Origin of the sequence: Bisbaumannia pacifica, assembly GCF_007989625.1 — a bacterium.
GTDB lineage: Bacteria > Pseudomonadota > Gammaproteobacteria > Pseudomonadales > Halomonadaceae > Bisbaumannia > Bisbaumannia pacifica.
This window is the reverse complement of the sequence record NZ_BJUK01000009.1, coordinates 12,872-32,784: the sequence shown is the minus strand read 5'-3', so window position 1 is coordinate 32,784 and position 19,913 is coordinate 12,872. Positions and strand designations below refer to the sequence as shown.

Below are 19,913 nucleotides of genomic sequence, written 5' to 3'. Positions count from 1 at the left end.
CCGCGGCCTGCTAGGGTTCGGACATTTCACCGGCCGCAGAGAGGCGTCATGACCGGGCTGACCTTGACCACCCGCCAGGGGCCGACCATCGCCCCCTACCTGGAGGCGCTCGCCGGGCTGCGCATCCGGGTGTTCCGCGACTTTCCCTACCTCTACGACGGCGATCCCGCCTACGAGGCCGCCTACCTGGGCCGCTACGCCGAGAACCCGGCCAGCCGCTTCGTGCTGGCCTTCGACGGCGAGGCCCTGGTGGGTGCCGCCACCGGCCAGCCCCTGGCCGATGAGGTGGCGGAATTCCGCGCCCCCTTCGCCGCCGCCGGCATCGATCCCGCCACGGTCTTCTACTATGGCGAGTCGCTGCTGCTGCCCGAGTACCGGGGCCGTGGCATCGGCAAGGCCTTTATGGCCGAGCGGGAGGCCCATGCCCGCGACGCGGGCTTCGCCCTCGCCGCCTTCTGTGCCGTGGAACGCCCCGACGACCACCCCCGCAAGCCCGCCGGCTATCGCCCCCTGCACGGATTCTGGGCGAGCCGCGGCTACCGCCGCCGGGGCGAACTCGCCACCACCTTTGTCTGGAAGGATCTCGGCGAGGCCGAGGAGAGCGACAAGCCCATGGTCTTCTGGCTCAAGGAGCTGACCCCATGACGGTCACGGTGGCCGCCGCCCAGTACCCCATCGACCGCTTCCGCTACTTCGACGACTTCGTCGCCAAGGCGAGCCGCTGGGTCAAGGACGCCGCCGACCGCGGCGCCGACCTGCTGGTCTTCCCCGAGTATGGCGGCATGGAGCTCACCTCCCTGCTGCCCGAAGCGGTGATCGGCGACCTTTCGGCCCAGCTCGAGGCGCTGCAGCCGCTACGCGACGATGCCCTGGCCGTATGGCGGCGCCTAGCGATGCAACATGAGGTCACCCTGCTCGCCCCGTCGCTGCCCTGGCGCCTGGCCGATGGCCGCTACGTCAATCGCGCCTGGCTGATCACCCCGGACGGCCGCCTGGGCCACCAGGACAAGCAGATCATGACCCGTTTCGAGAACGACGAGTGGGGCGTCTCCGCCGGCGACGGCCTACGTCTCTTCGATACCCCGGCGGGGCGGCTCGGCGTGCTGATCTGCTACGACAGCGAGTTCCCCGACCTGGCCCGGGCCCTGGTCGAGGCCGGTGCCGACCTGCTGCTGGTACCCAGCTGCACCGACACCCCCGCCGGCTACCACCGGGTGCGCCTCTCGGCCCAGGCCCGCGCCATCGAGCAGCAGGTGGCCATCGTCCACGCCCCCACCGTGGGCGAGGCGCTCTGGTCGCCGGCGGTGGATATCAATACCGGCCATGCCGCCATCTATACCCCCTGCGATCACGGCTTCCCGCCGGATGGCATCCTCACCCGGGGCGAGGACGCCACCCCGGGCTGGCAACTGGCCCGCCTCGACCTGCCGCTGATTCGCGCCCTGCGCGAGCAGGGCCAGGTCAATAACTACCATGACTGGGCGCTGCAACCGCAGCGCCTCGCCCTGGGCGTCGAGGCTATGCGACTTACCGAGGAATAGCCGAGGGGCACTGGAGGCAGCAGTGCTAAACCGTCAACATGCCCTCTCTTGCGGCCCGGAGCTATTCTGGGGGCAGGCACTTCGGAAGGCCGGCCCCACGCAAAGACGCTGTGAATCCCTCCCTGGACGCTCGACTTTTTCCTGAGACGCTACGCTATCCTGCTTCGCTTTCAGGACCGGGGTAGGCCATCCATGGCCTACCCGTTCGGAAGGGTCTTCCTCACCCCTGAAAAAGACGCTTTGCTCCGACCGGCCCCCAGCGCCCCTCAGCATGCCCCATCTCCCGACCCGACGTTTTGCCGCCACCCCGGCTTGCCGTACAATGCGCGACAAAGACGCTGCGAGCCGCAGCCCCGCCTGTTAACGCTTCGAAGGATACGCCCAAGCCATGCGCGCCAGTGAACTCCTGATGTCCACCCTCAAGGAAACGCCCAACGACGCCGAGGTGGTCAGCCACCAGCTGATGCTGCGGGCGGGGATGATCCGCCGCCTCACCTCCGGCCTCTACACCTGGCTGCCGATGGGCCTGCGCACCCTACGCAAGGTGGAGCGCATCGTCCGCGAGGAGATGGACCGGGCCGGCGCCCAGGAACTGCTGATGCCGGCGGTGCAGCCCGCCGAGCTGTGGCAGGAGTCGGGGCGCTGGGAGCAGTATGGCCCCGAGCTGCTGCGCCTCAAGGATCGCCACGACCGCGACTACTGCGTGGGCCCCACCCACGAAGAGGTGATCACCGACCTGGTGCGCCGCGAGCTCAACAGCTACAAGCAGCTGCCGGCCAACTTCTACCAGATCCAGACCAAGTTCCGCGATGAGATCCGGCCGCGCTTCGGGGTGATGCGTTCCCGCGAGTTCATTATGAAGGACGCCTACTCCTTCCATATCGACGAGGCCTCGCTGAAGCAGACCTACCAGGCCATGTACGACGCCTATGTGCGCATCTTCACCCGCCTGGGCCTGGGCTTCCGCCCGGTATTGGCCGACAGCGGCGCCATCGGCGGCGACCGTTCCCACGAATTCCACGTGCTGGCTGACTCCGGCGAGGACGCCATCGTCTTCTCCAGCGACTCCGACTACGCCGCCAATATCGAGAAGGCCGAGGCGCTGCCGGCGCCGCTGGGCAGCAAGGCGCAGCGCCCCGCCCCCGGCGAGGAGCTGCGCCTGGTCGACACCCCCAACGCCAAGACCATCGCCGCCCTGGTGGAGCAGCATGGCCTGCCCATCGAGAAGACCCTCAAGACCCTGATGGTCAAGGGCAGCGAGGGCGGCCTGGTGGCCCTGCTGGTGCGCGGCGACCACGAGCTCAACGAGATCAAGGCCGAGCACCTGCCCGAGGTGGCCGAGCCCCTGACCATGGCCACCGAGGAAGAGATCCGCGCCGCGGCGGGTGCCGGCCCCGGCTCCCTGGGGCCGGTGGGCCTCGAGATGCCCATCGTCATCGACCGCTCGGTGGCGCTGATGAGCGACTTCGGCGCCGGCGCCAATGTCGACGGCAAGCACTACTTCGGCATCAACTGGGAGCGCGACCTGCCCCTGCCCAAGGTCGCCGACCTGCGCAACGTGGTGGAGGGCGACCCCTCCCCGGATGGCCAGGGGACGCTGTCCATCAAGCGCGGCATCGAGGTGGGTCACGTCTTCCAGCTGGGCAAGAAGTACTCCGAGGCGATGAACGCCACCGTGCTCGGCGAGAACGGCAAGGGCACCCACCCGTGGATGGGCTGCTACGGCATCGGCGTGACCCGGGTGGTGGCCGCCGCCATCGAGCAGAACCACGACGCCAATGGCATCATCTGGCCGGATGCCATCGCGCCCTTCCATATCGTCCTCGTACCGATGAATGCGCATAAGTCACAGCGCGTGCGCGACGAGGCGGAACGCCTCTACACTGAGCTCACGGCCCGGGGTTACGATGTGTTACTCGATGATCGCGATACCCGGCCGGGGGTCAAGTTCGCCGACCAGGAGCTGATCGGCATTCCGCACCGCCTGGTGATCGGCGATCGTGGCCTCGACAAGGGTGAGCTCGAATACAAGGGGCGCCGCGATGAAGAGGCCACCATGGTACCCGCCGACAGCCTGTTCGACTTCCTGGACGAAGCCATTCGCCGCTAGGCGACGCCGGGGGCGCCACCTGGCGCCCCTGCTACTGGGCCTGAGCCTCTCGCTGGCGCCCCTGGCCCAGGCCGACACGTTGCCAACGAGCCTCACCCAGACCCTGGAGGCGGTGGTCGAGGCGCCCCGCAGCGCCGAGGCGATCTGGGCCGCCCGGCAGTGGGTCACTCGCATGGAGCCGCGCCTGGCGCGCTTTATCGGCGACGCCGACCTGCGTCGGCGGCTTCTGGAACGGGTCTATCACGAGGCGGCCCTGGCGGGACTCCCGCCGGCGCTGGTGATGGCGGTGATCCAGGTGGAGAGCGCCTTCGAGGCGGAGGCGGTCTCCCATGCCGGGGCCCGTGGCCTGATGCAGGTGATGCCCTTCTGGGTCGACGAACTGGGCCGCGCCCAGGACGACCTCCTCGATCCCTGGCTCAACCTGCGCTATGGCTGTACCATTCTGGCCCACTACCTGGACGCCGAGCACGGCGACGTGACGCGGGCCCTGGTGCGCTACAACGGCAGCCATGGCGAGACCTGGTATCCGGAGCGGGTGATGCGGGCCTGGCTCGGCCGCTGGCACATCCCCGGTCCGGACAACCTGCCCCGGGACACCGCCCAGCGTTGAGCCTGGCCACCACAACGAAGGAAGGCGCCACGCCCCCATGGCGGAGAGTCTCGACCCCCCACTGCACCTGATCGATCGGGCCTACCGAAGCATCCGACGCCAGCTGGTGTTGCTGGTCCTGGCCGCCCTGACCCTGAGTCTGCTGGTGCTGCTGTGGTCGGCCCAGACCCAGAATGCTCAGCAGGCCGAGCGCGAACTAACGCGCCTGGAGACCCAACTGGAACAGCTCGGCCGCCAGTTGGGGGGCCAGGTCCTCGACTACGCCCTGTGGGACGCCAGCCATGAACAGGTGCACCTGCGCCCGGCGCTCAATCCCCACTGGCTGGCCCAGGAACTCGGCAGCAGCCTGCGCGACAACCTGGCCATCGACCTGGCCATGCTGATCGCCCCGGATGGCGGCGTCGATTACGCCATGCAAGCGGGAGCCCCCTGGCAGGCGATCACCCAGCCTCCCCACCCCCTGCCGCCCAGGGCCTCTCGCGGGGCCCGTATCGCCTACGCGCGCTGGCAGGACCAACCGATGCTGCTGGCCATCGCCGAGATTCGCCCCGAGAGTCCGCACCTGGCGCCCGCCGCCCGCCCCCACCGCCTGCTCTTCGCCCGCCGGCTAGAGGGCGACCTGCTGGAGGAGCTGCGCAAGACCGCCGGCCTCCCCGACCTGGCGCTCACCCAAACACCGAGCCTGGGCCAGCGCCTGGCCATGCACGATGCCCACGGCCGCGAGCTGGCCTGGCTCCACTGGTCTCCCCAGCGCCCGGGACGCGCGATCCTGCTCGCCGCCCTGCCCTGGTTGGCCGGCGTCATGGGGGGCTTCGCGCTGTTGACCGCCGGTCTCTTCCGCCGTCTGACCCGCCAGCTCGAGCAGAGCCGGACCATCGGCGAGGAGCTCCAGGCCACCCAGGCGGGGCTGGCGGCCCAGCAGCAGGCCTGGCAGGCGCTGCGCGCCCTCTATCGCCGCGGCAGCAACGAAGAGGAGTTCCTGGCCGCGGTCCTGGCTCACGCCGAGCGCCTGCTGGGCGACGCCTGCATCAGTATCTGGCGCCTGGACCCCGAGAGTCAGCGGCTGATCTGCCGGGCCAGCCTGGAGCCCGCTCAGCACGGCGAGTCCCTCGATCTGGCGCCCCTCGGCGCCTACCGCCAGGCCCTGCTGCAGGGGCCCTATCTGGCGGTCAGCCGGGTCGAGGCGGATCCCCGCCTGCGGGAGATGCACGACTACTTTCGCCAGCATGGCATCGTCTCGCTGCTGGATATCGGCATCTTCGACGGCGGCGAACTGCGCGGCATCCTGTGCTGTGAATCGTCACGCCCTCGCCACTGGCGCAGCGAGGAGATCAGCAGCCTGACGGCGCTGTCGGGGCTGCTCTCCCAGTTCAGCGAGTCGCTGCATCGCCGCGTCGCCGAGCAACACCTCAAGCGCCGCCTGGAGTTCGACGACACCACCGGCCTGCCCACCCTGCGCAAGCTGATGGCCCACCTGGCCCGCCAGGAGGGCGACTTCACCCTCGGCGTGCTGCGCATCACCGGCCTGCATCGCCTCAACGAGACCCTCGGCTTCGCCGCCGGCGATCGTGCCCTGCGCGAGCTGGTGCTCTTCCTGCGCCACTGGGGCGAGCGCCGCCAGTTGGAGGCTCACCTCGCCCGCCTGCCCTCCAACCGCCTGGCCCTGGTGGCTCGAGGGCTGGATCGCGCCCAGGTGGCATCCCTGGGCGCGGAGCTGCTCTCGGCCCTCAATGCCCAGCGCTGGCTGGCTCCGGAGACCCCCTACCACCTGCGCTTCTTCCTCGGCCTGGCCCGCTACCCCGAGGACGATCGCCAGCTCGACCGCCTGCTGCTCAAGGCGGAGTTGGCGGTCAAGCAGGCCCGGGAGCACCCCCATCATCCGCTGGCGCTCTTCGACCCGCGCTTCGGGCGCTGGATGCAGCGCCAGGATCAGCTCACCCAGCAACTGCGCCAGGCGCTGCCCCGGGAGGAGCTGCGCCTGTTGCTGCAGCCCCAGTTCGATGCCGCCGGCGTGTTGCGGGGTGCCGAGGTGCTGCTGCGCTGGGAGCACCCCGACCAGGGCCTGCTGGCACCGGGGGACTTCGTGCCGGTGGCCGAGCGCAGTGGCCTGATTCGTCCCATCGGCAGCTGGCTGCTGGAACAGAGCCTCGCCCTGCTGGCCGGGCCGCTGCGCGATAGCCACCTGAACCTGTCGGTGAATGTCTCGGTGCAGCAGCTCCACGACGACACCCTGGTGGAGCAACTCGAGGCCCTGCTCCGGCGCTATCCGGTCGGCGCGGGCCGCCTGGTACTGGAGGTGGTGGAGTCCCTGCTGCTGGCACCGGGCATGGAAACGCGCCTGGCGCGGCTACGCGACCTGGGCGTGGAGATCGCCCTGGACGACTTCGGCACCGGCTACTCCTCGCTGCGCTACCTGCAGGAGCTCAGCGTCGACGAGATCAAGCTCGACAAGGCCTTTATCGACCCCCTGCACCAAGCCGATGACGCCCCCCTGGCCCGCTCGATCATCGCCCTGGTGCGCACCCTGGGCCTGCGCCTGGTGGTAGAGGGCGTGGAGAGCGCCCACCAGCTCGACTTCCTGCGCCGTCAGGGCGTCGACCTGCTGCAGGGCTACTACCTGGCGCGCCCGGAATCCCCCGAGGCCTTCCTCGCCCGCCTGGATGCCCAGGCCGCCACCCCGGAGGCGGATGCCTGAGGCGCCGGCGAACGGACAAGAAAAAACCGGCCCGAAGGCCGGCGTAAATGGGGGTTGCCCCCCTTCCCCTGACGACTATGGACACCCGGCGACCGCCGGGCTCCGCGATACGCTGGCGGAAGCTCAGGACTTCTTGCCGCCCTTGTGCTTGTGGTCATGGATGATGAAACCGACCCAGCCCACCAGGAAGCTGATCATCAGCCCGACGGTCACCAACCCGAAGATAACGGCATCGTCCCAGTACATGATCGTCTCTCCCGCCGTGAATGTATGGCCTCACTCTAGCGGCAGATGGGAGGGGGAGAACTGACCTGGATCAAGTCTCGGTGCGGGGCCCGCCATCGGGCGGGGGGAGCCTTGATCCAGGTCAGGTTTTAGGGGCAGTGAAGGGGCGTCGGCGCACGTTTCAGAGCACCTTGCGGTCTTCCACGCTGCTCGCCTCGGTGCCCGGCGGCAGCGGATGGCCCTTGGCCAGCTCGGCGCGGGTCGCCTCGCGGATCGACAGCACCTCCAACCGGTAACGCAGGGTCTCGCCGGCCAGCGGGTGGTTGGTGTCGATGCGCACCCGACTCTCGTTCACTTCGAGCACGGTGACGATCTGTGGGCCCGCCTCCCCCGGCGTCTGGAAGCGCATGCCCGGGGACAGCTCCGCCAACGGGAAGGACGCGCGGGCCACCTCCTGCACCAGGGCCTCGTCGCGCAGGCCATAGGCCTCCGCCGGCATCAGCGTCACGCTGAGGGTGGCGCCCTCGGCCTGGCCATCCAGGGCCCGCTCCAGGCCGGCGACGATATTGTCGTGGCCATGGAGGTACTCCAGGGGCTGCTGGCGGGCCCGGGAATCGTCGAGCACCTGCCCGGCGGCGTCCTCGAGGACATAGTGCAGGGTCACGACCCGCTGGGGGGCGATCTGGCTCATGAGTTCTCTCCTATGACGGGGCGCGGGCGAGGCTCAGCGCTGGGGCTGCAGCCGGGCCACCGGCATCTCCAGGCGCTGACGGCGGTGCAGCAGGTCGAGCAGCACGATGGCACGCTCCTCGCCCTTATGGCGCTCGAATACCGCGGTCAGGGCCTGGAAGGGGCCTTCGGTAATGGTCACCGGCTCGCCGGCGCGGAAGTAGTGATTGGCCTCGGCAGCCTGGTGGGTGGCGCCCTGGCGCAGGGCCTCGATCAGGCCGTCATCCACCGCCAGGGGCTCGCCGCCGAAACTCACCAGGCGCAACACGCCGCGGGTGGAACGAATCGGTCGCCAGTCGCTGGCGAGGCGATCGAGACGAATAAAGAGGTAGTGGGGAAACAGCGGTTCCTCGACCCACAGGAGGCGACCGCGCCGCCGGCGCTGCACCTCCAGCACCGGATGAAAGACCTCGTAGGCCTGGTTCACCAGGTGCTCGGCGGCGCGGAAGGACTCGCCTCCCTTGCACTGGATCACGTACCAGCGGGCGGTCCCGGGCTTGGCGCGCGCATCGATGGCGTGGTGCATGACTCTCCTGACTTGCCCGAGTGGCGCCGCCGGCCAGAAACCCCGCGGCGGCGGTTCCCAGTCAGCGGCGGCTCTGTAACAATCGACCCTGGCCATGCCGGTCGGATCACCGCACGGCCTGTCGGCAAGTGGCCCAGTTTATCATCGTCGGCGGCGACTGTCCGTCATCGCCCTGCCAGGGAGAGCCTTCTCGATGCCCCAACCCACCGCCCATCGCAGCTGGCGCGGCGCCCTCGCCATCTACCTGCGCGCGCCGGTCATCACCATGCTGTTCCTGGGCTTCTCCGCCGGCCTGCCCTTCCTGCTGGTCTTCTCGACCCTCTCCGCCTGGCTGCGCGGCGACGGGGTCGAAGTCGCCGCCATTGGCTTCTTCGCCTGGATCGGCATGCTCTACTCGATCAAGTTCTTCTGGGCCCCGGTGGTGGATCGCCTGGCCCTGCCGCTACTGACCCGCCACTTCGGCCAGCGCCGCGGCTGGATGCTGCTGGCGCAATTGATGATCGCCAGCGGCCTGGCCGCCCTGGCCAGCCTCGAGCCCCAGGGCAACCTGCCACTGGTGGCGGCCTGTGCCCTGCTGGTGGCCTTCGGCTCGGCCACCCAGGATATCGCCATCGATGCCTTTCGTATCGAATCGGCCCCGGAGGACATGCAGGCGGCCATGGCCTCCACCTATATCATCGGCTACCGGGGCGGCCTGCTGGCCGCCGGCGCCGGGGCCCTCTATGTGGCCTCGCTACTCTCCTGGCAGGCCGCCTACCTGAGCATGGCGGCCCTGGTGGGCATCGGGGTCGTCACGGTGCTGGTGCGCCCGGAGCCGGCGCGCCTGCCACTGGCCGCCCAACTGATCCATGAACCCCGGGTGCGTGCCTTCCTACGCGCCAGCCGCGGCCGACCGCGCTGGCTGCGACGCCTGCTGGCCTGGGCGATCGGCGCCGTGGTCTGCCCTTTTACCGACTTCTTTACCCGGCACCGGCGCAAGGCGCTGTGGCTGCTGCTGTTCGTTGCGGTGTTCCGGATCAGCGACCTGGCCATGGCCTCCATGGCCAACCCCCTGTATATCGACCTGGGCTTCTCGCTCGCCACCATCGCCAATGTCACCAATGTGTTCGGCATCGCCATGAGTATCGGTGGGGGCCTGCTCGGTGGCCTGCTGGTGGCACGCTACGGCGTCGGCCCCATCCTGGTGCTGGGCGCGGCGGCGGCCACGCTCACCAACCTGCTGTTCGCCGCCCTGGCGCTCTCCGGCCAGAGCTTGCCGCTGCTGGTGATGGCCATCGTCGGCGACAACCTGGCCAACGGCCTGGCCAGCGCGGTCTTTATCGCCTTCCTCTCCGGCCTTACCTCCAAGGCCTATACCGCGACCCAGTACGCGCTCTTCTCGTCGCTGATGACCCTGCCCGGCAAGTTCCTCAGCGGCTTCGGCGGCCTGGTGGTGGCCGCCGAGGGCTATGCGACCTTTTTCCTGATCTCCACCCTGCTGGGGCTGCCAGCGATCGCCCTGGCCCTCTGGATCAGTCGCGATCGCGACCTGGTGCCGGCGCCCCGGGCCGGATAAGGCGTCGACACGCCACTAGGTGAGATCGGGGCTACCCTGGGGGCAGGCCTTCGCGGGGCGCTGTGAACCCGTCCCTGGGCGCTACCGATGCCATCCCTGGCATAGGACCCCGCTCCGCCCTGCCCCCAGCGCCCCTTGGCCATGCCGACGGCGCGCCCCTCCCCCAGGGGAGAAGGCCGTGCTCCTAGCCCTTGCGCTGCTCCAGCAGCCAGGCCAGGGCCCCCCGGGTCGCCGTCCACTGGTCACGCATCAGGGTGCGATACTGCCAGGCCTCGGCGCGGCTGCCCGCGGGCGGCGCCTGGTCGCTGGGCAGCGCCATGGGACGCACCTTCTCGTCGCAGAGCATGGCCACCACATGGCCATTGACGGCGACGGCCGCCTGCAGCGCCTCGGCGGCCTCGTCGAAGCGCTCCAGGCGCAGCAGCGCCAGCACCCGGCCCATCAGCACGCCGAGCAGCGGCGTCTCCAGGGCCACGTCGCTGACCTCCAGGGCCTGGGCGTTGCGTCCCTCCCTGAGTAGTTGGTCGAGCACCAGCTCGCGCAGCCCCAGGCTATCCTCGGGGTCCAGGGCCAGCAGGCGCTCGGCGAGGCGCCGGGAGCGCTCGCGGGCGCCGCGCTCCATGCCCACCACCAGGGCCAGGCCGCTGCGCAGCAGCACGGCGTTGTCGCCGTCGTCCCAGGCGAGCCGCTCGCCCTGACCATCGAGCTGGGTCAGCCAGCGCTCGAGGCGCTCGGCCAGGGGCTCGAAGAGGCTCGGGGCCATCCACGGCAGGCTACCGAAGCGGCTGGTCAATGCCAGGGCCAGGTCCTGGTGGACGCGGGGGCTGTCGAGCCACTCGGGGTTGGCGCACAACTCGCTGAGCCAGGCCTCCGCCTCCCCCCAGGGGTCGGCCTCGAAGCCCAGCACCGTCTCCTCGTCGACACGGGTCGGGAAATGGGCCCGCCAGGCCGCATAGAGGGTGTCCTCCCGGGCCGAGCTGGCGTAGACGATGGCGCCCGCCTCGCCCTGAGTGACGCCGAGCACCGGCGCCGTGGGCAGTTCCGCCAGCAGGCTCTGCAGGGCCACCAGGGGACCGGCCAGGTTCTCCTCGGAGTTGACCATCTGTTCGGCCAGGGTGGCGCCGGGGTTCTCGGCCAGCTCGCCCAGGAACTCCAGCTGCTCCGGGTCCATGTCGCCCTGGCGAGCCAGGCGCCGCAACCAGAAGCGGGCGCGCTGGGCCGCCTCCTCCTCCTGTCCCTCGTGGAGCAGTAGCATCGCCTCGATATAGGCCAGGGTGGGCGAGTCCGGCAGCGCCTGCTGGGCCCGCACGAAGGCCTCCCGGGCACTGGCCAGGTCGTCGTTGTCCAGGTGCAACAGGCAGAGTCGCTCCAGGGCCACACCACGCAGGAACAGCGGCCCGCGGTCGAGCACCGCATCCAGCAAGGCCTCGCGCTTGCGCAGGAAGCCGCGCTCCTGATAGAGATCGATCAACAGCTCGAAGGCGGGCTCCGCCTGATCCGGGAGTCGCGACCAGTCGCCCTGCTCGTCGAACAGCGACTCGAGGATCTGCTGGGCGCGCCCGCGCTGGCCGCTCTCGGCGGCGATCAGCCCCGCCTCCAGCAGCGCCTGGGCCGGAGCCTTGCCGCTGGCCAGGGCCGCCTTGAGGGCATCGCCCTTCCACTCCCGCAGCGAGAGCATCCACATCAGGTGGCTGGGCACCGGCCCCGGTACCTGAACGGCGCCGCAGCAATGCTTGGTCTTGCGCCCGGAGTCGCACCAGCAGGGCTCGTTGCGCCCGGGGCGCGCCAGCCGCTCGCACTCGAAATCGAGGCGCTCCAGGGGCGTCTGGGACCACAGTTCCGGGGCCAGGGCCTGGGCCAGCGCCAGGTTGCCCCCCAGGCGATCGGCGCCCTCGGTGCGGGCCCATCCCACCAGCGACGGATAGTGTTCATCGTCGCGAATCGCCACCAGGGCGCCCGAGGCGTAGCCCAGCAGCTGTTCCACCCATACCGACAGCATGACAATCTCCGCCAGGAAAAGGGGCATATTCTAGCACGTCGGGCCCGAGCGACTCATCCGCGGCGTGGCCAGCTCCGGGGCGAGGTGCTAGGGTGTGGCTGCTCGCCTCCAGTACAGGAAGTCCCGCCTTGCGCCTGCCCTTTCGACGCCCTCCCGCCAATGATGACGAGGCCCCCCGGGTGCGCCTGGAGCGCCAGGGCCGCGACGAAATCGAGCGCATCACCCGGGCCGTGGAGCGGGTGCCCTGGTCGGTGAGCCTGCTGCAGATCCTGTGGACCGCGGGACCGGTGACCCTGCTGGGAGCCTGGGGCGGCTATCTGCTCGGCTATGGGCAGGCGCCCAGCGCGCAGAACTACATCTTCTTTATCACCTATACGGTGATCACCGGCGTGGCCGGGGTGGCGGCCAACCTGGTGCATCAGTTCACCGGGGCGCGCAAGGCGGCGCGTACCAGCGCCCAGATCGAGCGGGTGATCAAGGCCCTGCCGGAGCTGCTGCTGGCCACCCGCAACCTGATCGTCGACGCCCTGGAGGGGGAGGCCCGGCGCCGCGAGGCCGCCGCCATGCTGCTGCGCAAGGAGGACCTCTCCCCGGAGGGGGTGGAGCTGGCCGCCCTGGAGCTGCTCGACGACCGGGAGAGCGCGCGGATCATCGGCCAGATCGATATCTATCGCCGGGTCGGCCTGCACGCCCGCATCCAGGACCTCCAGCAGCTCTACGGCGAGCTGCTGGAACCCCAGTTCCAGACCCTGACCGAGGTGGCCCCCGGCGCCGCCGACCTGCTGCGGGCCCGCTTTGCCGGTGAGGCCCCGGACCTGCGCCAGGGGGTGGTGCGCGACGAGCATTTCATCGAGCGGGTGCTGGCGGCCATCGAGCAGGACGACGAGCTGCTGATGACCCTGCAGGACGTGGAGGAGATGCTGGTGCTGGCCTTCGAGCTGATCAGCGGCCGCCAGATCCCCATGCTCACCTTCGAATACAAGGGCCGCTGGAAGTTGGCCCAGGCCTTCGATGCCCTGGAACAGGCCCGCGCTCGCCATCGCATCGCCCAGGCCACCGGGCTGTCGCGGCTCAAGGCGCTGACCGTCTACCTGGCCGAGCAGTCCGACACCCTGGTGGAGGACGCCGCCTCGGGGCTGCGCGCCGAGGTGCTGCTGGAGCGCTCCCAGGCCGCCATGGACGCCCTGGCCGAGGAGCTGCCGCGCCTGGCGGCGGCCCCCGGCCAGCGCACCCGCCTGCGTCGGCAATCGGATGTGCTGGCCAACGCCCTGCGCCTCTACAAGAGCGTCTCGGCGGCCTATGAGCAGGTCGGGCGCCAGCACGCCCAGTTGCTCAAGATGCTGGAGCGCTGGGAGCGCATCAGCGAGGAGAAGGATGACCAGACCCGGCTGCGCCTGGGCCCTGGGCGCCGCGGCCTGCGACTCCGCGAGCATGTGATCGAGCTCGACGACGAGGCCAAGGCGCGGGTCTGCAAGCACCTGGCCAGCCACCTGGCCGAGGCGGGAATCGATTCACCGCAGCGCCTGAGCTCGGGCCAGCCGGTGTGCGCCCCGCTGAATCTGGACGCCTCCAAGCGCCTGGCCATCGAGATCGCCCTGGCCCTGGAGCCGCATATCCAGCTCTCGCGCCCGGAGGTGCAGCGCGCCATCAACAGCACCAATGCCGCCGATTTCGGCCAGCTGGAGCCCAACCTCTCGGCGGCGGCCAAGGCGGCCCTGGGAGCCGCCATGGTCAAGGAGATTCGGGTCGACCTGTCGCGGCCCGCGGAGCAACTGGCGCTGGCCCTGGTGCGCCACTACCAGGTGGAGCTCGAACCCGCGGCCATCGACTTCCTGCATGAGCACTATGGGGCCCGTCACGCCACCCTGACCATGCTCTCCAACTACCACGCCAGTCACTCGGGCGGCGGCGCTCGCGAGACCGCCAACGTCAGCTACCTGAGCCAGCGCCCGCCAGCGGTGGGGGCCCCGAAGCGCGACTGGTATCGGGCGCTGGTGACCGCCCGCCGCGCATTAGATCACTAGGCTATACCGGCGCGGTCGGGGCCCGGCTAAGCGCAGCAACGCCGACCTCGCCCCGCCCCCAGGCCAGCAGTGGCCGGCTGCGCTCGTGCATGTTCAGCCGTGCTCCCAGGCGCACCAGGTTCCAGTAGTGGCCATTGAGGGTGCGCGCCAGCAGCAGCGTATCCGCCGGCGGCTGGAGGCGATCCATGGCCGCCCACACCTTGGGGCTCAGCGCCCGCAGGCGGCGATGTACCCGCACATCGCCGAAGTCCTGTTCACCGGGAGCGAACAGCGGCGCCACCGCCTCGGCGGACTCACGATAGAGCGCCAGGGGCGCCCCCTGCCCCTGGCGCCCCCCCATCGCCAGCACCGCCGTCTCCATGCCCAACGCATCCCCCGCCAGGGTCGCCTCGAGCAGCGCCAGCAGTTGCCGAAGGCGCGCCTCGGCGACGCGGATCACCGCGCCCAGGTCATAGATCACCAGGCGTCCGGCGTCATCCACCGCGAAATTGCCGGCATGGGGGTCGGCGTGCAGCTCGCCATGCACGAAGAGCTCCTCGGTGAGCCAGTCGGCGAGCTGCGTCGCCAGCGCCTGGCGGCGAGCCCCGTCGTCACCCTCCAGCTCCCGCAGCGGCGTGCCGGGCAGGTAGCGCATGGCCAGCACCCGAGACGTGCAGTGCGCCTCCACCGGTTCGGGAAAGGCCAGGCCGGGCCAGCCGGCATAACGGGTGCGATAACGCGCCAGGGCCGCGGCCTCGGCGCGATAGTCGAGCTCGCCGCGCAGGCTCTCCGCCAGCTCCTCGAAGAGCGCATCCAGGCGCGCCTGGGGCACCTTGAGCCAACGCCCCAGGCGCATCAGCCGCTTGACCTGGGAGAGGTCCCCCTCCAGCACCTCGGCGAGCCCCGGGTACTGCACCTTGAGCACCAGGGCCTCCCCCGCCGGCGTCCAGGCACGATGCACCTGGCCCATGGAGGCGCTGGCGAAGGGCCGCGGCTCGATCTCGGTGAAGCGCGCCTCGAGGTCGTCATACTCCGCCGCCAGGGTGGCGCGGATCCGCTCCCAGGGCATCGGCTCGGCCTGGCGTTGCAGCCGCGCCAGCTCCTCGGCCAGGGCCGGCGGCAAGAGGTCATCCCACTGGGACATGATCTGGGCCAGCTTCATGGCCGGCCCCTTGAGCTCGGAGAGTCCCTCGAAGAGGGCCTCACCCAGGGCCTGCCAGTCGGCCTCGCCGCCGAGGCGGGTGCGCAGCACGGCCCCGCCGGCCCGTGCCCCCAGCCCCAGCAATCGTCGTGTTCTGCCGCGCTCACGCATAATGATACAAACCTTATACGGATTTATTGACAGGTTACACCTGGCGAGGCGCCGGGAATACTGGAAAAATATCCATAGATACCGCTTTTTCAGGGGAGCCCCATGCGCCTGATCATCGCCGAGAAACCCAGCCTGGCCCGGGCCATCGCCGAGGCCCTGCCGGGTCGCAGCCAGCGCCAGGAGGGCTACCTGCAGGTGGGCGATACCCGGGTCAGCTGGTGCCTGGGGCACCTGCTGGAGCAGGCGTCCCCGGATGCCTACGATCCCGCCTACAAGCAGTGGCGGCTCGATCACCTGCCGATCCTGCCCGAGCCCTGGCGGCTGACGCCACGCCCCAAGGCCCGCGCTCAGCTGGCGGTGCTGCGCCGCCTGCTCAAGGAGGCCCGCGAGGTGGTACATGCCGGCGACCCGGACCGGGAGGGGCAGTTGCTGGTGCAGGAGGTGATCGAGCACCTGGGCTGGAAGGGCCCGGTGGCGCGGCTACTGATCAGCGACCTCAACCGCCCGGCGGTAGAGCGGGCCCTCGGCCGCCTGGAGGATAACGCCGCCTACCAGGCGCTGTACCGTGCCGCCGAAACGCGCGCCCGGGCCGATTGGCTGTACGGCATCAACCTGACCCGGGCCTGGACCCTGGTGGGTCGCCAGGCGGGCCACGACGGCGTGCTCTCGGTGGGCCGGGTGCAGACGCCGGTGCTGGGACTGGTGGTGCGCCGGGACGCGGAGATCGCCGCCTTCCAACCGCGCCCCTTTCATGTGCTGTGGGCCGACCTGCAGGTGGCCGGCGGCCAGCTGCGGGCCTGGTGGCAGCCCGGCGAGGCTCATCCCCTGGATGATCAGGGCCGGCTACTGGCCCGGCTCCCCGCCGAGGCCCTGGCGGCGCGCCTGCCCGGCGCCGAGGGTCAATTGGTGGCACTCCAGACCCAGGACAAGCGCCAGGCGGCGCCCCTGCCCTACTCCCTCTCGGCGCTGCAGGTGGACGCGGCGCGGCGCTACAAGCTCCCGGCCAAGGCGGTGCTGGATATCTGCCAGCGCCTCTACGAACGTCATCAGCTGATCACCTATCCCCGCTCCGACTGCCGCTACCTGCCCCGGGAGCATCACGCCCTGGCCCCACGCACCCTGGCCGGGGCCTGCCAGGGCGACGCCACCCTGGGCCAGTGGCTGGCCGGCGCCGACCTGTCACGGCGCTCCCGGGCTTGGGACGACGCCAAGGTGGGCGCCCACCACGCCCTGGCGCCTACCGGCCGCGCCCCGGACTTCTCGCGCCTCGACGACGCCGAGGCCAGGGTCTATCGGCTGGTGGTGCGTAATGTACTGGCGCAGTTCTACCCGCCCCTGGAGACCCGGGAGGTGAAGGCGGAATTTCGGATTCTCGACGAGCGTTTCCGTGCCCAGGGCAGCGAACTCAAGGTGGCGGGCTGGAAGCCGCTATTTACCACCCGGGAGGAGACGCCGCCCCTGCCGCCCCTGGTGGAAGGCGAGACCGCCCGAGCCCTCGACGCCCGGGTGGAGGATCGCGAGACCCGGCCCCCGGAGCCCTTCAACGACGCCAGCCTGATCAAGGCGATGATGAATATCGCCCGCTATGTGAGCGACCCGGCGGTCAAGCGCACCCTGCGCGACTCCGATGGCCTGGGCACCGAGGCGACCCGGGCGGGAATCATCGAGACCCTGGTGGAACGGGGCTATCTGGTGCGCGACAAGAGTAGCCTGCGGGCCAGTCGCACCGGCCATGCGCTGATCAACGCCCTGCCCGAGGCAGCGAGCCGGCCCGAGCGCACCGCCCTCTGGGAGCAGCGCCTGGCCGCCATCGCCGAACGGGACGAGGCGCCGGCCCCCTTCCTGAGCGCCCTGGTGGATGACCTGCGCCGGCTGCTCAATGCCGCCGACGCCCAGACCCTGCGCCAGACCCTGGCGGCGAGCCAGGCCATCGAGGCGCCGACACCCTCGCCGCGGCGCGCGACCCAGGGGCGTCGCGGCAGCGCAGGAAAGCGCGGCGGCAAGGGGAGCAAGACCTCGAATCGACGCGCCTCGACACCCCGCACCACGGGCGGCCGAGCACGCCGCGCCAAGGGAGACGCCTGATGACCCAGCTGATACTCGGCCCCGGCGCCCTGGGGCGATTGCTGGCCCTGCGCCTCGCCCCCCTGGAACCGGTCAAGCTGTTGGGGCGCCGTCCTCTGTCGGCCCGACTCGCGCTCACCACCCCCGAGGGCGAGACCCTGTACCGTGAGATCGATAGCGCCCTGAGCGGCGAGGCGGCGCTGCCGGAAGACGTCACTGCCCTGCACCTGACCACCAAGTCGATGTCGGCGGAGGCCGCCCTGGCATCGCTCGTCCTGCCCCCCCAGACGCCCCTGGTGCTCTGGCAGAACGGTTATGAGGTCCAGCCACGCCTGCACGATGCCTGGCCGGGGCCAGTGCTCTGCGCCAGCACCAGCGAGGGCGCCTATGTCGTGGAGGATGGCGTGGTACACGCCGGCCATGGCCATACCTGGCTGGGCAGCCTCGACGGGAAGCACGCCGCGCTGGCGACGGCGCTGGCCGAGCGCCTCAGCCGCGCCGGCCTGCCGGCCACGGCGGTCGCCGATATTCGCCAGCGGCTATGGCACAAGCTGGCGGTGAACGCCGCCATCAATCCCCTGGTGGCGCGCTTCGGGATTCGCAATGGCCAGCTTCGCGACCGCCCCTTCCGGCCGATGGTCGAGGCGATGCTCAATGAGCTGGCGCCGATTCTCGCCGCCGAGGGGATTCCCGCCCCCGAACCGGGCTGGGCGGCGCTGGTATGGGGCGTGATCGAGGGCACCGCCACTAACCGCGCCTCCATGCTTCAGGACGCCAGCGCCGGGCGTCCCACCGAGCGTGACGCCATCCTCGGCCCGCTGCTCGAGGCCGCCCGCCGCCACGGCCTCCCCCACGACGGCCTGCTGGCGGCCTACCGCGGCCTGGACCGCTACCACTGATCCAGGGCCTAGGCCTTATGCAACAGCCGACCTAAGCGATCACCAGGCGATTACGGCCACCATGCTTGGCTGGACTTGGAGAGAGCCGGCTCGTCGGCGCTATCAAGGGGTGGCGATCACCAGGCGGTTACGGCCGCCGTGCTTGGCCTGATAGAGCGCCTCGTCGGCGCTGCGCATCAGCCGCTGGTAGTCGGGGTGGCCGTGATGCAGGGCCAGGCCCAGGCTGACGGTGACCTCGATCAGGGTATCCGCCGCCACCAGGAAGTCCTCCGCCTCCACCTGGCGCCGCAGGCGTTCGGCAAACAGCCGAGCGCGCTCGGCATCGGTATCCACCACCACGATCAGAAATTCCTCGCCCCCCAGGCGGAAGAGGTAGTCGCCGCCGCGGGTATTGCGATCCAGTAGCGCCGCCATCTGCTGCAGCACCTGATCGCCGGCCTCATGGCCATGGGTATCGTTGATGCGCTTGAAGTGGTCGATATCCACCATCAGCAAGGCGAAGGTCTTGCCGGCCGCCCGACTCATCTCGAGTTCGCGGTTGAGCACCACCGGCAGGAACTTGCGATTGAGCAGCTTGGTCAAGGCATCGCGCCCGGCCTCGAGCCCGGCGGCGCGCTCCAGCAGGCCATTGAGCAGCAGATGAATGGAACGGGTCCCCTCGCGAATCTCGGTAAGACGCGCCATGGCCTGCTGGCGGTCCTCGCCGGCGATGGCGGGCAACAGCGACTGGTCGATACGCGCGATGGTCTCGCTGATGGCGCGGACCTCCTGGACGCCCTCGAAGGCATGCATCGCCTTGTGGTGATACCAGAGCCCGAACTCCGAGGCACCAAGGCGCGGCAGCGCCTCGGTGTCCTGCGCCGCGGCCACCGCAAACATCAGGTTGTTTTCCCAGTCCAGCAGGGCGGCGCGCTGTCGCTCCCGCTCGCTGCCCAGGTTCTGGGTCAGGGAGAAGAGCCGGTAGGCCTCCTCGGTGCGGGCGTTGCGATCATTGGCCAGGGAGTAGGCGTGACTCATGATCTCCATGGCCATATCGATATTGTCCGAGGCGTAGATGGCGGCCTGGCCGCCTAGGGCGGGATCGACCAGTTGCTCGGCGAAGAACTCATAGAGGCGCTGCTTGAGGTGGCGCGCGCCGCTGAGCACCAGGTTGACCGGGATATCGACCCGGGCATGCACCTGGCCGATCTGCTCCTGCTGGCGAATCAGGCTCTCCAGGGCCTCGCCCGCGGTATTGCCCACCGCGAAGAGACTGGTCAGCCAACGCTGCATGGAGGGGTGCAGGCGCTGCTTGACCTGCTCGTTGGAGAGAAACAGCGAGGCGTGGGGGTCCTCCAGCATGGTGGCGTAGAAGTGGCTGGCCAGTTCCTCCGTGTTGGCTGCCACGATGGCCTCCACCTGCCGACGCAGACTATCCGTGAAACGGCCGAGCAGCTGTTGCCAGCCCGCCACCAGCTGGCAGTAATCCTGGTAATGCATGGGTCACCTTGGGTACCGAGAAGGGGCCCGGGGTCACGTATCCCTGCGACACACCGGTTATTTGGTTATTTCGTCTGTTCCGCAACCAACTTTACCAAAAAAACCGGGGCGAAGGCCCCGGTATCCATTATCGGTATCACAAGAGAAGGTGAGGTGGCCGGTATTG

15 protein-coding genes are annotated in these 19,913 nt (G+C 69.9%); 9 read left to right on the top strand and 6 right to left on the bottom strand.

The window, feature by feature from the left end:
• The first annotated feature begins 48 nt into the window (after positions 1 to 48).
• From HPA02_RS05400 to HPA02_RS05380, 5 genes are all read left to right on the top strand, one after another.
• Positions 49 to 645: a GNAT family N-acetyltransferase gene (locus HPA02_RS05400; protein ID WP_146802068.1), complete on the top strand. Its 597-nt coding sequence runs from the start codon at positions 49 to 51 to the stop codon at positions 643 to 645.
• Positions 642 to 1,541 (top strand): carbon-nitrogen hydrolase family protein, encoded by a 900-nt coding sequence (locus tag HPA02_RS05395; protein ID WP_146802067.1) that lies wholly within the window; start codon positions 642 to 644, stop codon positions 1,539 to 1,541. Before HPA02_RS05400 ends, HPA02_RS05395 begins: the two co-directional genes overlap by 4 nt.
• A 388-nt stretch (positions 1,542 to 1,929) precedes the next feature.
• A complete protein-coding gene (locus tag HPA02_RS05390) occupies positions 1,930 to 3,651 on the top strand; it encodes a proline--tRNA ligase (protein WP_146802066.1) in 1,722 nt (573 codons plus the stop codon).
• A gap of 79 nt (positions 3,652 to 3,730) precedes the next feature.
• Positions 3,731 to 4,261 carry a transglycosylase SLT domain-containing protein gene (locus HPA02_RS05385; RefSeq protein ID WP_232341053.1) on the top strand — a complete coding sequence of 177 codons (531 nt, stop codon included), beginning with the start codon at positions 3,731 to 3,733 and terminating at the stop codon, positions 4,259 to 4,261.
• Positions 4,262 to 4,298: 37 nt separating this feature from the next.
• On the top strand, positions 4,299 to 6,956 hold the full coding sequence (locus HPA02_RS05380) for a bifunctional diguanylate cyclase/phosphodiesterase (RefSeq protein WP_146802064.1): 2,658 nt from the start codon (positions 4,299 to 4,301) through the stop codon (positions 6,954 to 6,956).
• 123 nt (positions 6,957 to 7,079) lie between these two features.
• Here HPA02_RS05380 and ccoM read toward each other — a convergent pair whose 3' ends face one another.
• The 3 genes from ccoM to rfaH all read right to left on the bottom strand — a co-directional run bounded on the left by ccoM (position 7,080) and on the right by rfaH (position 8,436).
• Positions 7,080 to 7,202 (bottom strand): cytochrome c oxidase subunit CcoM, encoded by a 123-nt coding sequence (gene ccoM, locus HPA02_RS18535; protein ID WP_269750167.1) that lies wholly within the window; start codon positions 7,200 to 7,202, stop codon positions 7,080 to 7,082.
• Between the two features lie 160 nt (positions 7,203 to 7,362).
• Positions 7,363 to 7,872 carry an FKBP-type peptidyl-prolyl cis-trans isomerase gene (locus HPA02_RS05375; protein WP_146802063.1) on the bottom strand — a complete coding sequence of 170 codons (510 nt, stop codon included), beginning with the start codon at positions 7,870 to 7,872 and terminating at the stop codon, positions 7,363 to 7,365.
• A gap of 33 nt (positions 7,873 to 7,905) precedes the next feature.
• Positions 7,906 to 8,436: a transcription/translation regulatory transformer protein RfaH gene (gene rfaH / locus HPA02_RS05370; RefSeq protein WP_146802062.1), complete on the bottom strand. Its 531-nt coding sequence runs from the start codon at positions 8,434 to 8,436 to the stop codon at positions 7,906 to 7,908.
• A 193-nt stretch (positions 8,437 to 8,629) separates the two neighbouring features.
• Here rfaH and HPA02_RS05365 point away from each other — a divergent pair, with 193 nt between their 5' ends.
• Positions 8,630 to 9,991 (top strand): AmpG family muropeptide MFS transporter, encoded by a 1,362-nt coding sequence (locus tag HPA02_RS05365; RefSeq protein WP_146802061.1) that lies wholly within the window; start codon positions 8,630 to 8,632, stop codon positions 9,989 to 9,991.
• A 184-nt stretch (positions 9,992 to 10,175) separates the two neighbouring features.
• Here the strand turns inward: HPA02_RS05365 and HPA02_RS05360 are convergent, their stop codons facing one another.
• The gene (locus HPA02_RS05360; RefSeq protein WP_146802060.1) at positions 10,176 to 11,990 is read right to left on the bottom strand and encodes an SEC-C domain-containing protein; all 1,815 of its coding nucleotides are present in this window, start codon (positions 11,988 to 11,990) and stop codon (positions 10,176 to 10,178) included.
• Positions 11,991 to 12,118: 128 nt separating this feature from the next.
• On the opposite strand from HPA02_RS05360, the gene HPA02_RS05355 reads away from it, so the two are divergent.
• Complete coding sequence (locus HPA02_RS05355; RefSeq protein ID WP_146802059.1) at positions 12,119 to 14,014, top strand: coiled-coil domain-containing protein; 1,896 nt, start codon at positions 12,119 to 12,121, stop codon at positions 14,012 to 14,014.
• A gap of 1 nt (position 14,015) precedes the next feature.
• On the opposite strand, the gene HPA02_RS05350 is transcribed toward HPA02_RS05355, so the two are convergent.
• A complete protein-coding gene (locus HPA02_RS05350; protein ID WP_146802058.1) occupies positions 14,016 to 15,305 on the bottom strand; it encodes an ABC1 kinase family protein in 1,290 nt (429 codons plus the stop codon).
• A gap of 102 nt (positions 15,306 to 15,407) precedes the next feature.
• Between HPA02_RS05350 and HPA02_RS05345 the strand changes: the two genes are divergently transcribed.
• Entirely contained in the window at positions 15,408 to 17,390 is a 1,983-nt protein-coding gene (locus tag HPA02_RS05345; protein ID WP_146802057.1) for a DNA topoisomerase III, read from the top strand.
• On the top strand, positions 17,390 to 18,268 hold the full coding sequence (locus HPA02_RS05340) for a ketopantoate reductase family protein (protein ID WP_146802056.1): 879 nt from the start codon (positions 17,390 to 17,392) through the stop codon (positions 18,266 to 18,268). The genes HPA02_RS05345 and HPA02_RS05340 overlap by 1 nt, the downstream gene beginning before the upstream one ends.
• A gap of 102 nt (positions 18,269 to 18,370) precedes the next feature.
• Here the strand turns inward: HPA02_RS05340 and HPA02_RS05335 are convergent, their stop codons facing one another.
• A complete protein-coding gene (locus tag HPA02_RS05335; protein WP_146802055.1) occupies positions 18,371 to 19,747 on the bottom strand; it encodes a diguanylate cyclase in 1,377 nt (458 codons plus the stop codon).
• Positions 19,748 to 19,913: the final 166 nt, after the last annotated feature.